Genomic DNA, 15346 nt, shown 5'->3' with positions numbered 1-15346 from the left:
CAAACGTGCCAGACCATTCCACGACGCTAATCGATTTTTTTATGATCGAACGGCAAATTTTAATCGGAACCGCAGCATGCATCTGACGGCGGAAAATCTTGGCGTGCGACGCGGCGAAGATTTCATATTCATGAACATTTCCTTCAAGTTAAGCGACGGTGAGGCGCTGGTGCTGACCGGGCGTAACGGCTCGGGAAAATCGACGCTGCTGCGCACGGTGGCCGGTCTGTTGCGACCCGAGCGGGGGCAAGTGAAGATAGCCGGCGAAGTAATAGAAGCCGAGATGCGACCTTCGGAAGCGTGCCATTATCTCGGCCATCGCAATGCGATGAAGACGGAACTGACAGTTTCCGAGAACCTGCGCTTCTGGAAGGATTTCCTTGGAGACTTTCATGGCGCGGCGGGCGTAGCGATTGACGAAGCGGCCGAGAGTGTCGGCCTTGCCCGCATTACCCACCTGCCTTTCGGTTACCTGTCCGCCGGTCAACAGCGCCGCTTCGCGATGGCAAAGCTCCTTGTCGCATGGCGGCCGGTATGGATTCTCGATGAACCGACTGCGGCGCTCGACAGGGCGGCAGACGACATGTTTACCGACCTTGTGAAAGGCCATCTTGCAAAAGGCGGTATCGTGCTGGCGGCAACCCATCAGCCTTTGGGGCTGGAGAAGGCGCAGGAGTTGCAAATGACCGGGTTCGCGGGCGTGGAGGCTTGGGCGTGATGGCGATGTGCACGCGGCTTACCCCCCTCTGCCCTGCCGGGCATCTCCCCCTCAAGGGGGGAGATCGGCAAGAGGCGCTACAGCCACTCGATTCTCGAGCATTGAGTTGGACGAGACCTAACCGCGAGTTGTCCGGCAGGACAGAGGGGGGTAAACTACACCCACCGAGGTCGCCCCAATGACCGCTCTCTTCCTCCGCGATCTCAAACTCTCCATCCGCGCCGGCGGCGGCGCGCTGATCGGCGTCCTGTTCTTCATGACAGTGGTTGCCGTCATCCCTTTCGGCGTTGGACCCGATCTCAACCTGCTTGCTCGTATCGGCCCGGCCATTGTCTGGATCGGCGCACTTCTGTCCGCCCTTCTCGGCCTCGACCGGTTGTTCCAGGCCGAACGCGACGACGGCTCCCTCGATCTCATCCTGATGCAGGAAACGCCACTGGTGCTGACCGTCTTCGTCAAATGCCTGGCGCACTGGGTATCAACGGGCCTGCCCCTGGTGCTGGCATCACCCCTTCTCGGCCTGTTCATGAACATGGACGAGGTAGCAATCGGCGCGGTGATGCTCACCCTCCTCGTCGGCTCACCCGCCATCACCTTCATCGGCGCGGTGGGGGCGGCGGTTGCCGTTGCCCTGCCACGCGGCGGCCTTCTGGTCTCCATCCTCGTCCTGCCGCTCGCCATTCCGGTGCTGATCTTCGGTGTCAGCGCTTCCTACGCCGCAGTGCAGGACCCGGCGCCTTTCCTCCCACCCTTTCTCATTTTGTGCGCGATCACGTTATTTTCAGCCGTGACCGGCCCTTTCTTTGCCGCTTTGGCGTTGCGCAATGTTATGGATTGAGGAAACCGCAACGCACGATACCCTGTTGACAGGGATCAATTGCGGGGCGGCCATTCTCGGGTTACACAAACGGCATGAACGAGCAGACTTTCTCCATCACCAAGTTCAGCGATCTCGCCAATCCCACGCGGTTTCTGGCGCTGGCGACACGCATCCTGCCATGGCTCGCCGGTTTGACCGCGCTGGTGCTGGCGGCCGGCCTCTACATGTCCTTCACCTCGGAAGGAGATTACCAGCAGGGTTACACGGTGCGCATCATGTATGTGCACGTTCCGTCCGCCTGGCTGGCCATGATGTGTTATTCGGTCATGGCAATATCCGCCATCGGCACCCTCGTCTGGCGCCATCCGCTAGCCGATGTCAGCCATAAGGCCGCAGCCCCCATTGGCGCGGCCTTCACGCTCATCGCACTTATCACCGGCTCGCTCTGGGGCAAGCCTATGTGGGGAACCTGGTGGGTGTGGGATGCGCGGCTGACCTCCGTTTTCGTGCTTTTCCTGATGTATCTCGGGCTCATCGCACTCAACCGCGCCATGGACGATCCATCCAGAGCCGCCCGCGTCAGCGCGGTGCTGATCCTCGTCGGGTTCGTGAATATTCCGATCATCAAGTTTTCGGTCGAGTGGTGGAATACGCTGCACCAGCCGGCAAGCGTCATCCGGATGGGCGGCTCCGCCATCGACGCGGAGTTTCTCTGGCCGCTTCTGACCATGGCCATCGGTTTCACGTTGCTGTTCTTCACCCTGCATATCGCCGCCATGCGCAATGAAATCTGGCGCCGACGCGTGGCCGCGCAACGCCGGCTTGCCGCTCGCATGGCGAACCGGGAGGGTTGAGGGATGACACACGCCTTTTATATCGGCATGTCCTATGCGGCGACCGGCCTTGTCGTTCTCTGTCTCATCGCCTGGGTCGTCGTCGACGGCCAGGCACGCAAGCGGGAACTGAAGGAACTCGAAGCATCCGGCATGCGCCGCAGGACAAGAGCCGGTTCCGCTGGTGACGGCAAATGACGCAGACTAACCAGAATGACACATCAAAATCCAGGTCGTCTGGCCGCGCACGTTACGCGCTGGCGCTTCTTCCCTTGCTGCTGTTCGGCGGCTTTGCCCTCGTTGCCGGCAAGATGCTATATGATCAGGATGTCAACGGACTGGATGTCAGCGCCATACCGTCAGCGCTGATCGGCACCAGGGCGCCGACCCTGTCGCTGCCGCCGCTGGAAGGTTCGAACCTGCCGGCACTGACGGATGCGGCCATCAAGGGCAAGCTGACGCTGGTCAATGTCTTCGCTTCCTGGTGCATTCCCTGCCGGCAGGAACATCCGCTGTTGCAGGAACTGGCGAAAGACGACCGCATCACTGTCGTCGGCATCAATTACAAGGACAAGCCGGACAATGCCCTGCGCTTCCTCGGCGAGCTCGGCAACCCCTTTGCCGCGATAGGGGTCGATCCCAGCGGCAAGGCGGCGATTGACTGGGGTGTGTATGGCATTCCCGAAAGTTACCTGGTCGGCGCGGACGGCACGATCCTTTACAAAAAGGTCGGCCCCTTTGATGCCCGCAGCGTCGAGCGCGACCTGCGACCGGCCATTGCGGCCGCAGCCGGAAAATAACCGCTCGTAAGGCATCACGCCTTGTTAACGACCCTCAGAGGCGGGCCTTCCGCCGGCAGACGCATGCCTTCCAGCACCACCTGATCGCGACCGCCGCGTTTTGCGGCATAAAGACTGTCATCAGCACGCTTGATGGCGTCGTGAATGGAATGATCGCCCCTCGCGACCGCCGAAACACCGAAGCTCGCCGTGATCTGACTGGTCACACCCCGGTTCCGCCAATCCAGTGACGACAGGCCTGTCCGCATGCCATTGGCAAGCTGGCTGGCCGCAGCAGCCGTCTGACCGGGCAGGAACACCACGAATTCCTCGCCGCCGAAACGCGCTACCAGCGCATCCTCGGGCGCATTTTTTGTGAGAAGATCGGAAAGGCCGATGAGGACGATATCTCCCGCCGCATGGCCGTAGACATCATTGATGCGCTTGAAATGGTCTATGTCGCAGGCAATCACCGCGCCATCAGGCGTATCATTACGAAAGTCGGGCACACGCCGGTCGAAGCCACGGCGGTTCAGCACGTCCGTCAGGGGGTCATGCTCCGCCGCGTGCTGATGCCGGTCCACGGTGACGGAAATCTGGCTCGCGAGCACCGAAAGCGCGAGCAGGAAGCCAAAAATACTCGCAGCAAGCTGCATGTAGAAAGCATAATCCGACTCGAAGAACTCGCTGAGTTCGATCATCGAGCCTCCCGGCGTCATCACCAGCAGCAAGCCGATGCGCACCAGCGTCTCCACCACCACAAGACAGGCGATTCCCACCATCAGCCTGTCGGCAAGCGCAGCCGGGCGCTTTCGCACGAGCCAGACCGGGATTGCGAGCAAAAGGGCGCAAACGAGATCGCCGATGACGAGTTCGCGTTTCAGATCGGGGGTGATGAAAACATGGAAAGAGACCAGCAACACCGCAACGACGACGATCGACAGCCGCGCCTTGGTATAGAGCGGCCGCCCGAAATGGGTGAGCAACGCGTGGCCATAGAGGAAGAAGGCGGAAAAGAACAACAGATTCGAAAGGATCGCCTGAACTTCAAAAGGCAGCCCGCCAAGCACCAGCGGTGTTGCAAAAGCAAAGGCCGCCGAAAGATATCCGATACCCCAGTAGCGGGCGGAAGCCTGCCCGGTCCTCTGCAGGAACAGAAACACCACGCCGAATGTCAGCATGATAAAGGGAAGAAGATAGGCGAAATTGTCTTGCAATGGGTTCTGCCGGAGGGAGAGACGAGCCTTTGAACCCGGATGTTACCGCAATGCCCTTAAGAAAGCCTGCATATATCGCGCGATTCCAAGGCCGTTCGGACTGCAATGTCAACGAACGCCGTTCACATTTGCGGGAGCGCGTTCTGCCATTCCTTTATGGCTTCAACAGGCCAGACAAGCATGACGACGTTGAGCGTCAGGTTGTCGCGGATCAGCCAGCCGGTGAATATCTCGAAGAAGATGGCGACCACCACCGTTAGCCACACCGGCGCACGGGCGGCGAAGAAGAAACCCAGCGCCATGAAAACCGTGTCCATCGCCGAGTTCAGGATACTGTCCCCCGTATACCCCAGCGCCATCGTCGCTGTTCGGTAGCGATCGATGATGATGGGCGAGTTTTCAAGAATTTCCCACGCGGTCTCTACCAGCACCGCAAGGGAAAGCCGCATGGAAAGCGGCTTGTTGCGGAACAGCAGCCACGCAAACCAGTAGAACAGGAAGCCGTGGATGATATGTGACGGGGTGTACCAGTCAGCGATGTGCTGGGAGTTGCCCGGTGTATTCACGCCCGGTTCGAACAGCTTCACATAACCGCATTCACAAATCGGAATGCGGCCCATGGCGTAGAGAATGATGATCTGCAGGAGAAGCAGCCCGGCGGCCACGCCGAACCATTTAAGCGAACGCGAACGGGAAGCCGGCATCTCCGCAACTGTCATTTTTCGTCCTTGCCAAGCGGCTCGACAGAATGGCGCATCACAAGCGGCATCTGCGCCATGGTGAAGATGATGGTGATCGGCATGGTGCCCCAGACCTTGAAGGCTACCCAGGTGTCTGTGGAGAACATGCGCCAGACAACCTCGTTCAGCACCGCCAGAAAGAGGAAAAAGATGCCCCAGCGCAGCGTCAGCTTGCGCCAGCCCTCATCCGTCAGCTTGAAGGCGGAATTGAAGACGTAACCGAGCAGCGACTGCCCGAAGAACAGGCCGCCCAGCAGAATAACGCCGAACAGCGTGTTGACGATGGTCGGCTTCATCTTGATGAAAGTGTCGTTCTGCAACCACAACGTCAGAGCGCCGAACACGAAGACCACGATGCCTGAAATCAGCGGCATGATCGGCAGCTTGCGCGTCAGCACCCAGGAAACGGAGAGCGCAATCGCCGTCGCGATCATGAACAGGCCGGTGGCGATGAAGATCGGGCCACCGAACTCTGTCAGAACCGGAAAAGTGGTGGCAAGCCATTCGCCGCGGGAATTGGCGAAAAAGAAGACAACGAGCGGGCCAAGCTCAAGCACGAATTTCAGGAGCGGGCTGATTTCCGCCACCATCTTTTCGCTTTCCTTGGAATTGCTTTCAATATCCATACTCAAACTCCCGCAATGGCCTTGGCGAAATCTTCCGCCTCGAAGGGCTCCAGATCGTCAACACCTTCACCCACGCCGATGAAATAGACCGGCAGCTTGTGTTTTGCAGCGATGGCGACGAGGATACCGCCCCGCGCCGTGCCATCCAATTTTGTCATAATCAGGCCCGAAACGCCCGCAACATTGCGGAATATTTCCACCTGGTTCATGGCGTTCTGGCCCGTCGTTGCGTCCAGAGTCTGTAACACGGTGTGCGGCGCATCCGGATCGAGCTTGCCGAGCACGCGCACGATCTTTTCCAGCTCCGCCATCAGTTCCGTCTTGTTCTGCAAACGGCCGGCGGTGTCGATGATGAGCACATCGCTTTTTTGCGCCCGAGCCTGCTCATAGGCATCGTAAGCGAGACCCGAGGCATCTGCCCCAAGCTTGGTGCCGATAAAGTCCGAGCCGGTGCGGTCGGCCCATATCTTCAACTGCTCGATCGCTGCCGCGCGGAAAGTATCGCCGGCCGCCAGCATCACCTTGAGGCCCGAGCCAGAAAGCTTGGCGGCGAGCTTGCCGATGGTCGTCGTCTTGCCCGTACCGTTGACGCCGACCACGAGAATGACATGCGGCTTGTGCGAGAGATCGAGTTCCAAAGGTCTGGCAACAGGCTTTAGCACCTTGGTGATTTCACCAGCCATAATGCGCGCCACATCTTCACCGCTCACATCCTTACCGTAGCGTTCGGATGACAACGCGCCGGTGATGCGCATGGCGGTCTCGACACCAAGATCCGACTGGATGAGAAGATCTTCCAGCTCGTCGAGCGTATCTTCATCCAGCTTACGTTTGGTGAAAAGCGCCGAAATCTGTGTGGTTAGCTGCGAAGACGTGCGGGCAAGCCCGGCCCGCAGGCGCTGAAACCATGTCAGTTTCACCTCATGTGCGGCAGGCGCAGGCTCCTGCCGTTCGCTGGCGGACGAAAAACCCTTTGGCAGGGCTGGTGGAACCGCAATTGGTTCAGGCGCGGTCGCGGCTTCCGCCTCGTCAAGCAGCGCATCCATCGCATCGGCATCAAGCACGACGTCGGCAGCCTCCGGAGTCGGCTCGACCTGCTCCTCGGCAGCCGCTTCCGCCTGTAGCAACGACAATGGCACCAGGCCCATATCGCCGGAAAGCTCGGCACCGGGAAGAAGCGGCGCGTCCTCGTCTTCATTCTCGCCGGAGGAGGCTAGATCTTCCGCCTCGTCGGGGGCCGGGCCGCCGGCCGTCTCCATCTCCAGTTCGGAAACAGGATCCCTGTCGACAGCATCATGCGCTTCGGCGTCGCTCAGCGCCGCTTCGAAAGAGGCGTTTTCATTGCCGCGCTCAAGCGCAGCATTCTCTTGTGGCCGCTCTTCCGTTTCGGCCTTGTCCTTGCCGAACGAAAAGACTTTTTTGATGAAGCCGAGGGCCATGGTTGTTCCCGTGTCTCTTTTCTTGCGCTGCCTCAGGCCGCATCTGCCGCCAGAAGCCTCATATTCAGATGTTTGCCGTTGTGGCCGGTAATCGCAACCCGCGCAAGGGTGCGCGGGGCAAGATCAGGTGCCGCCACCAGCGTGAAATTGTCCGTATGGGCAAAACCGTTGTTTTCAACAAGAATGGTCTGCACCGAACCAACCATTCCTTGCAGATGCGCCACCTTAAGCGACTCCCCCCGCACGCGAAGCCTCGCCGCCCGCTCCTTCACAAGCGCTCGGTCCAGCTGCGGCATGCGTGCGGCGGGCGTGCCGGCACGCGGGCTGTAGGGAAAGACATGCAGGTTGGAAATGCCGCATTCTTCCGCAAGCCTCGCCGCGTTCTCGAACATCTCTTCAGTCTCGGTCGGAAAACCGGCGATCATATCCGCGCCGAAGGCCACATCGGGCCTGAGGGCCCGCACCTCGTGACAGAAGCGGATGGCATCGGCACGTGAATGGCGGCGTTTCATGCGTTTCAAAATCATGTCGTCGCCATGCTGGAGTGACAGGTGCAGATGCGGCATGAAACGCGGATCACCGGCAATCAGATCCATCAGATGGTGGTCGGCCTCGATACTGTCGATGGAAGAAAGGCGCAGGCGCAGAATGTCGGGCACCTGCTTCAGCAATGTCTTGGCAAGATAACCAAGAGAAGGCTCACCCGGCAGATCGGCGCCGTAACTGGTCGCATCCACGCCGGTCAGTACGATCTCGCAATAACCGCTCTCCGTCAGCCTGCGGGCCTGATCCACCACCGCACCCATCGGCACGGAGCGCGAATTGCCGCGCCCGTAGGGAATGATGCAGAAGGTGCAGCGATGATCACAGCCGTTCTGCACCTGAATGAAGGCGCGCACATGCCCGTCTATGTGCTTCACCATCTGCGGCGCGGTCGCCTTGATGCTCATGATATCGTTGACGCGCAGTTTTTCCTCCGCCGAAACGCCGAAATCCGGCAGCGCGCGATAGGAGGCGCTTTTCAGCTTTTCCTCATTGCCCAGCACCGCATCCACCTCTGGCATGTCGGCAAAGGTCTGCTTCTCGGTCTGGGCGGCACAGCCCGTCACGATGATGCGCGCATGTGGATTGTCGCGCCGGGCGCGGCGGATCGCCTGACGAGCCTGTCGCACCGCTTCCCCGGTCACCGCGCAGGTATTGACCAGCACGGCATTGTTAAGCCCGGCCTTTTCGGCCTCCGCCCGCATCACTTCCGATTCATAGGTGTTGAGACGACAGCCGAAGGTTATGACCTCGACCCCGCTCATACAGCCCCCCGCTCGACAGCATCCCGCGCCCACAAGCCGGTAATGGGATCGACAGAACCTGACCATTCCCATTCGGCCGGGCCGGTCATGATGACGTGATTATCATCACGCCAGTCGATGGTCAGCGGCACGCGGATCGGGCTTGAGGCGACATCGATGCTGACCTTGCGGCCGGTGCGGCCGGTGCGGGCAGCGGAAACAGCTGAAGCACAGGCGGCCGAACCGCAGGCAAGCGTTAGCCCGGCGCCGCGCTCCCAGGTGCGGGTGCGAAGCGCGCTGTCTGAAATCACCTGCGCCAGCGTGATATTGGCCTTTTCCGGAAACACCGGATGGTTTTCGAGCAACGGGCCGAAGCGTTCGAGATCGAACTCCATTGGATCACGATCAACCCAGAATACGGCGTGCGGGTTGCCCATCGACATCACAGCGGGCGAATGCAGGATCGGCGCGTCGATCGGCCCGATCTGCAACTCGATGCGGCTGGTATCGTGGAACTCTTCCGAAAGCGGAATGTCGCTCCAGCGGAAACGCGGGAGCCCCATATCGACCGATATCATGCCGTCTTCATGCTCGACGGCATTCAGGATACCGGCGACCGTCTGGAAGGTGAAGCTGGTCTTGCCGGTTTCGGACGACAGCGCCTGCACCACGCAACGCGTGCCGTTGCCGCAGGCCTGCGCCTTGGTGCCATCGCAGTTGAGAATGTCGATATAGGCATCCGTTCCCGCGATACGCGCATCGTGGATGGCCATGATCTGGTCGAATTGCGTGGCAGGATCGGCATTGAGGGCAATTGCGGCCTCTGGCGTGACCATATCCTTTCGGCCGCGCATGTCGATAACGAGAATCTTGTTGCCAAGTCCGTTCATCTTCGCAAATTCGACCGTGTTCGCCATCGCTTTAAACCTGAAACCGCTTTTCATACGGGATTTTCCCGTGCTTTCGCCCTATATGGCGGAAAGGCCGACAAATTACCAGACTGTTGCGGCGCAAACGGGGCGGCTGTCAGGCGGAAGGCACGTCGAAAACCTCGCCGGGGCGCATCGGCCGGAAACGGCTCTCCTCCACCCCGTGTTCGGTCAGCGCTGCCTTGAGGGCCACAAGCGGCGCATCCACCGCCTCATCGGTGAGCTGTACCGTACCCCAATGGTGGCCGCAGACATGCGCCGCACCGCAAAGCTTCATGCCTTCCACGGCTTCCGCCGGGTTCTGGTGTTGGCCCTTCATGAACCAGCGTGGCTCATAGGCGCCGAAGGGCAGGTTGGCGAGACGAAACTCGCCATGCTTCTTGCGCGCGGCGTGATAGTTGAGGCCCTCGTGAAAGCCGGTATCGCCAATATGGTAGATTTTCCCACCCGGCGTTTCGATGACGAACGCCGCCCAGAGTGCCATGCGCCGGTCGTTCAGACCACGCGCCGACCAATGATGGCACGGCTCGAAGTGAATTTTCACCGCACCGGCATCAATCACATCACCCCAGTCGCCCACCTCGATGCGCGCCGCCTGAACGCCGGTACGGATGATGGCATCATTGCCGAGCGGCGTGATGAAAAGCGGCTTGTGCGCCACATGCAGGCGCTTCAGCGTCTCCATATCCAGATGGTCGTAGTGATTATGCGTTACCAGCACCAGATCGATGGGCGGCAGATCCTCAAAACGGATACCGGGCGGGTTGACGCGCTTGGGCCCGGCGAAGCTGAACGGGCTCGTGCGCTCAGACCACACGGGATCGACGAGAATATTCAGGCCCGCTGTCTGGATAAGAAAGGAAGCATGGCCGATGAAGGTGACACGCATGTCTTTACCCTCGACCCGGCTGTCCGGTTTCGCAAACGGAAACGGGCTCGCATAGCTTTCCGGCCACTTGGCGCGTTCACCATTGAAGCGCCATTTCAGCAGACCCATGAAGTTGCTGGGTGGCGTACCACCGGGATTGAAAAAGCGTATCCCGTCGAAATGATCGGAGATGGGGCCGCTATAATAGGCGCTGGCGCTTGAACGACGGGCATAAAGGCCGCCGCCCGCGAGAGCGAGCAGGCCAACAGCGGAAAAACGGAAAAATTTTCGACGGTTCATGACAAATGTATAGGGAGCAGAATGGCGCCGTTCAAGCGCCGCCTCTGACGGCCGACGACTGATCACGCAAAGATGAAATGCAGGCTTTGTCGGGCGGAAACCAACGCTGCCTTGACTTTTCCGGCACTTTCCTGTTTATCCCGCCCATCAGCTGGCAGTTTCACGACTCCAAGCCGCCGACCGGGACCCGAAAAGGTATAAAGAGATCCCGGAGGTCAACACCCGACAGCGCGATGCGCCCTCGGGTGCTTTTTGGCTTTGCGTCTTGTTTTTGCCAGCGAAAGCACCGACGTTTCGGAAACCCGGAACGAAGAAGGAAGAAACGATGTTTGAAAACCTCCAGGACCGCCTTGGTTCCATTCTGAATGGACTGACCGGCCGTGGCGCGCTGACGGAAGCCGATGTTGCCGCCGCCCTGCGCGAGGTTCGCCGTGCGCTGCTGGAAGCGGATGTGGCCTTGGAAGTCGTGCGTTCCTTCACCGACAGAGTGCGTGAAAAGGCCGTCGGCGCGGCCGTTCTGAAATCCATCAAGCCCGGCCAGATGGTCGTCAAGATCGTTCATGACGAGCTTGTCGAAATGCTCGGCACCGAAGGCGTCTCGATCGACCTTCATGCGGCCGCCCCCGTCGTCATCATGATGGTAGGTCTGCAGGGCTCGGGTAAAACCACAACCACCGGCAAGATCGCCAAGCGCCTGACCGACCGCGACAAGAAGAAGGTGCTGATGGCATCTCTCGACACGCGTCGTCCGGCCGCACAGGAGCAGCTTCGCCAGCTCGGCGTCCAGACCGGCGTCGACACCCTGCCGATCATTGCCGGCCAGTCGCCGACGGATATTGCCGCACGTGCCGTGCAGGCCGCAAAGCTCGGCGGGCATGACGTCGTCATTCTCGATACCGCCGGCCGCACACACATCGACGAACCCTTGATGCTGGAAATGGCCGACATCAAGAAGAAGTCCAACCCGCATGAAATCCTGCTGGTGGCGGATTCGCTGACCGGTCAGGACGCCGTCAATCTGGCGCGAAATTTCGATGAGCGTGTCGGTATCACCGGCCTTGTTCTCACCCGCATGGACGGTGACGGCCGCGGCGGTGCGGCCCTATCCATGCGCGCCGTCACCGGCAAGCCGATCAAGCTGATCGGTATCGGCGAGCGCATGAACGAACTCGACGAGTTCCACCCGCGCCGTATCGCCGATCGTATTCTCGGCATGGGCGACATCGTGTCGCTGGTCGAAAAGGCCGCCGAAAACATCGATGCGGAAAAAGCCCGCGCCATGGCCGAGAAGATGGCCAAGGGCAAGTTCGACCTCAACGATCTGGCCGACCAGCTTGCCCAGATGAAAAAGATGGGCGGCATGGGCGGCATCATGGGGCTGATGCCCGGCATGGCCGGCATGAAGGACAAGATGGCTTCCGCCGGCATGAACGACAAGATGTTCGACCGCCAGATTGCCATCATCTCCTCCATGACCAAGGCGGAGCGCGCCAATCCGGATATTCTGAAACACAGCCGCAAGAAGCGCATCGCCGCCGGTTCCGGCACCGATGCTGCCGAAATCAACAAGCTCTTGAAGATGCATCGCGGCATGGCCGACATGATGAAAGCCATGGGCGGCAAGGGCAAAGGCGGCATCATGAAGCAGATGATGGGCGGCCTTGCCGGCAAGATGGGTCTCGGTGGCATGATGGGCGGCGGCATGCCTGATTTGTCCAACATCGATCCGAAGCAGCTTGAAGCGCTCCAGAAGCAGGCGGAAGCCGCCGGCCTCGGCAAGCCGGGTGGAATGCCCGGCCTTGGCGGTCTGCCGGGCGGATTGCCGGGCCTCGGAGGCACAAAGCTGCCGGGTCTTGGCGGCATGCCGGGCCTTCCCGGCTTTCCGAAAAAGAAGTGAGGGGGACGCCAATGAACAATACAGAGGTGAAAGCCCAGCTTTCCGAATACCGCCAGTCGATCGACAACATCGATGCCGCACTGGTTCACATTCTTGCCGAACGTTTCCGCTGTACCAAGGCGGTGGGCGTGCTGAAGGCAAAATACAATTTGCCGCCAGCCGACCCGGCGCGCGAGGAATACCAGATCGAACGCCTTCGCCACCTGGCAAAGGACGCCAATCTGGACCCGGATTTCGCCGAGAAGTTCCTGAACTTCATCATCAAGGAAGTCATCCGGCATCATGAAGCAATCGCCGCCGAACATGGCGGCACAGAAAAGACCGCCTGAACGGCGGACAAGCCATCCTAAGGAGTAAATGACATGGCACTGAAAATTCGTCTCGCACGCGGTGGTTCCAAGAAGCGCCCGTATTACCAGATCGTTGTTGCTGACGCCCGTTCGCCCCGCGACGGCCGCTTCCTCGAGAAGGTCGGTTCCTGGAACCCGATGCTTGCCAAGGACAACCCGCAGCGCGTTGAGCTGAAGGCTGACCTCATCAAGGAATGGATCGCCAAGGGCGCACAGCCGACCGACCGCGTTCTGCGCTTCCTCGCAGAAGCCGGCCTTGCCGAGCGCGCCGCTCGCAGCAACCCGGAAAAGGCAAAGCCGGGCAAGCGCGCTCTGGAACGCGTTGCTGAAAAGAAGCAGAAGGCTGAAGATGCAGCCGCTGCCGCTGCGGAAGCCTCTGCTGCAGAATAATCTGCACGGAAACTTTTGAGGAACGGGTGGCGTGGATTTCCACGCCGCCCGTTTTTTGTTTATTTTGGCGTCAACAGACCTTAAAGCTGACGCAACCAATACCAGAAGACGGACGGCCCGATGGCAAAGCTGGAAAACCCGATACTCATGGCAAAAATCGGTGGCGCGCAGGGTCTGCGTGGCGAAGTCCGTGTCAGCACCTACACCGATGACCCGATGGCATTGGGCGATTACGGCAATTTGGTCAGTGCCGATGGCCGCGTTTTTGAAATCCTGGAAATCCGCGAGGGCAAGAACGTCGTTGTGGTGCGCTTCAGGGGCGTCAACGACCGCAATGCGGCAGAAAGCCTGAACGGGCTGGAACTCTTCATCGAGCGCGACAATCTCCCGGACGATGAACTCGACGATGACGAATTCTACTACGCCGATCTGGAAGGTCTGGAAGCCGTTGACGCCGAGGGAAAAAGTTACGGCGCCGTCAGCGCCGTCTATGATTTCGGTGCAGGCGATCTGCTGGAACTGAAAGGCGCCGGCCGCCGCCCTGCCCTCATTCCCTTTTCCGAGGCTGCGGTGCTCGAAATCGACCTCGAAGCCGGTCGCATCCTCATCGACCCTATGGCCGCCGGCCTGATCGATAACCCGGACGACAAGGACCCAAACGGCGTACCGCCGTTCGGTAAGAAATAAATCCATGACCTTCAAGGCGACGGTTCTGACGCTCTACCCGGAAATGTTTCCGGGACATCTCCAATATTCGCTAGCCGGCAAGGCGCTGGAGCGGGGGCAATGGTCGCTGGATGCCGTACAAATCCGCGAATTTGCCGCCGACAGGCATAGAAGCGTCGATGACACGCCGGCAGGCGGCGGCGCTGGCATGGTGCTGAAGCCGGACGTATTGGCCGCGGCCATCGATCACGTTTCGAATGGCGACACCCGGCCACGGCTGCTGATGAGCCCCCGCGGCAAACCGCTGTCGCAGACCCGTGTGCGCGAACTGGCGGCGGGAGACGGCGCGATCATCGTCTGTGGCCGTTTCGAAGGTGTCGACCAGCGCGTCATCGAAGCACGCGGGCTGGAGGAGGTGTCGATCGGCGATTACATTCTCTCCGGCGGCGAGCCGGCGGCGCTGACGCTGCTTGATGCCGTCGTTCGCATCCTGCCTGGTGTCATGGGCAACGATCTCTCCGGCGTGCATGAGAGCTTCGAGGGCGGGCTGCTGGAGCATCCGCATTACACCCGCCCGCAACTCTGGGAAGGCCGTGATATCCCCGCCGTTCTCACCTCCGGCAATCACGCCGTCATCGACAAATGGCGTCATGAACAGGCGCTGAAGCTGACGAAGGAAAGGCGGCCCGACCTTCTTGAGAAGCCTCAGGTCGAGACGAAATAATAAGCCGTCAGCACCAGCCCGACCGCAATCACCAGCCAGCGAATGACCCACTGCGGCACCCGCCGCGCCGTGTGCACGCCCGCATAGCCGCCAAGCGCTGCCGCGGGAAACATGATGAGCGCCGCCCACCAGGAGACAACACCGCCGCTGACGAAGATCGTAATCGCGATGACCGCAATCACCACCGACAGCAGGTTCTTCAAAGCGTTGAGATGATGATAGCTCCCGCCCGAGGTTATTCCGAGGATGGCAAGCATCATGATGCCCATTCCTGCGCCGAAAAAGCCGCCATAGATGGAGGCAAGCCCCTGGAAGACGAGGCTCGGCAGATTGCCGGGAGAGCGCTCGGTGCTTGCCTTCGGCCTGAGCCAAGGGCCGGCGGCAAAAACGGCGGTGGCGGCGAGAAGCAGCCATGGAACCAGCTGACGAAAGGAGGGGTTGTCGAGCGACAGAAGCAGGAGCGATCCACCCAGCCCACCGACGACAGAAACAGCCGACAGAAGGATCGCCTCGCGCCAATGGGCGCGTATCTCCGGCCCATAGGCGATGACGGACGTGACGTAGCCCGGAAACTGCACGATCGCCGACGTGGCGTTTGCGACAATCGGCGGCAGGCCGGCCAGCGTCATCGCACCGAAGGTCAGGAATGTGCCGCCGCCGGCAATCGCATTGACGACACCTGACAGAAAGCCGGTTGCAAACAGCATGAGAACGATGAATATGGACATGGCCCCTCCCAAGGTTTTCATGCCATATCCGGCCGA

Annotated in this window: 18 protein-coding genes; 10 read left to right on the top strand and 8 right to left on the bottom strand. The window is 60.2% G+C overall.

What is annotated here, in order from left to right:
* Nucleotides 1-76 precede the first annotated feature (76 nt).
* The 5 genes from ccmA (at nucleotide 77) to K7A42_RS10665 (ending at nucleotide 3171) form a co-directional block, all read left to right on the top strand.
* Complete coding sequence (gene ccmA / locus K7A42_RS10685) at nucleotides 77-718, top strand: heme ABC exporter ATP-binding protein CcmA (protein ID WP_045533378.1); 642 nt, start codon at nucleotides 77-79, stop codon at nucleotides 716-718.
* Nucleotides 719-896: 178 nt separating this feature from the next.
* Nucleotides 897-1556 carry a heme exporter protein CcmB gene (ccmB, locus tag K7A42_RS10680; RefSeq protein ID WP_004443913.1) on the top strand — a complete coding sequence of 220 codons (660 nt, stop codon included), beginning with the start codon at nucleotides 897-899 and terminating at the stop codon, nucleotides 1554-1556.
* Between the two features lie 74 nt (nucleotides 1557-1630).
* Complete coding sequence (locus tag K7A42_RS10675; RefSeq protein ID WP_282455140.1) at nucleotides 1631-2392, top strand: heme ABC transporter permease; 762 nt, start codon at nucleotides 1631-1633, stop codon at nucleotides 2390-2392.
* 3 nt (nucleotides 2393-2395) lie between these two features.
* Nucleotides 2396-2569: a heme exporter protein CcmD gene (gene ccmD / locus K7A42_RS10670; protein ID WP_113382022.1), complete on the top strand. Its 174-nt coding sequence runs from the start codon at nucleotides 2396-2398 to the stop codon at nucleotides 2567-2569.
* On the top strand, nucleotides 2566-3171 hold the full coding sequence (locus K7A42_RS10665; protein WP_107340296.1) for a DsbE family thiol:disulfide interchange protein: 606 nt from the start codon (nucleotides 2566-2568) through the stop codon (nucleotides 3169-3171). Before ccmD ends, K7A42_RS10665 begins: the two co-directional genes overlap by 4 nt.
* A 14-nt stretch (nucleotides 3172-3185) precedes the next feature.
* Here K7A42_RS10665 and K7A42_RS10660 read toward each other — a convergent pair whose 3' ends face one another.
* The 7 genes from K7A42_RS10660 to K7A42_RS10630 all read right to left on the bottom strand — a co-directional run bounded on the left by K7A42_RS10660 (nucleotide 3186) and on the right by K7A42_RS10630 (nucleotide 10555).
* Nucleotides 3186-4367, bottom strand: coding sequence for a sensor domain-containing diguanylate cyclase (locus K7A42_RS10660; RefSeq protein WP_034500065.1), 1182 nt, complete (start codon nucleotides 4365-4367; stop codon nucleotides 3186-3188).
* A 122-nt stretch (nucleotides 4368-4489) separates the two neighbouring features.
* Nucleotides 4490-5086 carry a DUF2585 domain-containing protein gene (locus K7A42_RS10655; RefSeq protein WP_174149951.1) on the bottom strand — a complete coding sequence of 199 codons (597 nt, stop codon included), beginning with the start codon at nucleotides 5084-5086 and terminating at the stop codon, nucleotides 4490-4492.
* Nucleotides 5083-5733, bottom strand: coding sequence for a septation protein A (locus K7A42_RS10650; RefSeq protein WP_004443928.1), 651 nt, complete (start codon nucleotides 5731-5733; stop codon nucleotides 5083-5085). Before K7A42_RS10650 ends, K7A42_RS10655 begins: the two co-directional genes overlap by 4 nt.
* A gap of 2 nt (nucleotides 5734-5735) precedes the next feature.
* Nucleotides 5736-7172, bottom strand: a complete 1437-nt coding sequence (gene ftsY / locus K7A42_RS10645) for a signal recognition particle-docking protein FtsY (RefSeq protein ID WP_282455139.1) — start codon at nucleotides 7170-7172, stop codon at nucleotides 5736-5738.
* Nucleotides 7173-7204: 32 nt separating this feature from the next.
* Nucleotides 7205-8479 (bottom strand): tRNA (N(6)-L-threonylcarbamoyladenosine(37)-C(2))-methylthiotransferase MtaB, encoded by a 1275-nt coding sequence (gene mtaB / locus K7A42_RS10640; RefSeq protein WP_282455138.1) that lies wholly within the window; start codon nucleotides 8477-8479, stop codon nucleotides 7205-7207.
* On the bottom strand, nucleotides 8476-9375 hold the full coding sequence (dapF, locus tag K7A42_RS10635; protein ID WP_282455137.1) for a diaminopimelate epimerase: 900 nt from the start codon (nucleotides 9373-9375) through the stop codon (nucleotides 8476-8478). The genes mtaB and dapF overlap by 4 nt, the downstream gene beginning before the upstream one ends.
* A 109-nt stretch (nucleotides 9376-9484) precedes the next feature.
* The gene (locus tag K7A42_RS10630) at nucleotides 9485-10555 is read right to left on the bottom strand and encodes an MBL fold metallo-hydrolase (protein ID WP_045533555.1); all 1071 of its coding nucleotides are present in this window, start codon (nucleotides 10553-10555) and stop codon (nucleotides 9485-9487) included.
* Nucleotides 10556-10880: 325 nt separating this feature from the next.
* Here K7A42_RS10630 and ffh point away from each other — a divergent pair, with 325 nt between their 5' ends.
* The 5 genes from ffh (at nucleotide 10881) to trmD (ending at nucleotide 14582) form a co-directional block, all read left to right on the top strand.
* Nucleotides 10881-12452 carry a signal recognition particle protein gene (ffh, locus tag K7A42_RS10625; protein WP_004443941.1) on the top strand — a complete coding sequence of 524 codons (1572 nt, stop codon included), beginning with the start codon at nucleotides 10881-10883 and terminating at the stop codon, nucleotides 12450-12452.
* 11 nt (nucleotides 12453-12463) lie between these two features.
* Nucleotides 12464-12781, top strand: a complete 318-nt coding sequence (locus tag K7A42_RS10620) for a chorismate mutase (protein WP_003505091.1) — start codon at nucleotides 12464-12466, stop codon at nucleotides 12779-12781.
* 33 nt (nucleotides 12782-12814) lie between these two features.
* Complete coding sequence (gene rpsP / locus K7A42_RS10615; RefSeq protein WP_004443943.1) at nucleotides 12815-13192, top strand: 30S ribosomal protein S16; 378 nt, start codon at nucleotides 12815-12817, stop codon at nucleotides 13190-13192.
* Between the two features lie 120 nt (nucleotides 13193-13312).
* Nucleotides 13313-13879, top strand: a complete 567-nt coding sequence (gene rimM / locus K7A42_RS10610) for a ribosome maturation factor RimM (protein WP_037090166.1) — start codon at nucleotides 13313-13315, stop codon at nucleotides 13877-13879.
* Nucleotides 13880-13883: 4 nt separating this feature from the next.
* Nucleotides 13884-14582: a tRNA (guanosine(37)-N1)-methyltransferase TrmD gene (gene trmD / locus K7A42_RS10605; RefSeq protein ID WP_282455136.1), complete on the top strand. Its 699-nt coding sequence runs from the start codon at nucleotides 13884-13886 to the stop codon at nucleotides 14580-14582.
* Here the strand turns inward: trmD and K7A42_RS10600 are convergent.
* Nucleotides 14564-15310: a sulfite exporter TauE/SafE family protein gene (locus K7A42_RS10600; RefSeq protein ID WP_006698271.1), complete on the bottom strand. Its 747-nt coding sequence runs from the start codon at nucleotides 15308-15310 to the stop codon at nucleotides 14564-14566. The two genes, trmD and K7A42_RS10600, sit on opposite strands and share 19 nt — an antisense overlap.
* Nucleotides 15311-15346: the final 36 nt, after the last annotated feature.

It is taken from the genome of Agrobacterium sp. InxBP2 (assembly GCF_026191755.1).
In the GTDB taxonomy this organism is placed as follows: Bacteria; Pseudomonadota; Alphaproteobacteria; order Rhizobiales; family Rhizobiaceae; genus Agrobacterium; species Agrobacterium pusense.
The sequence above is the reverse complement of the archived record's forward strand: the minus strand, read 5'-3'. Positions and strand labels throughout refer to the sequence as shown.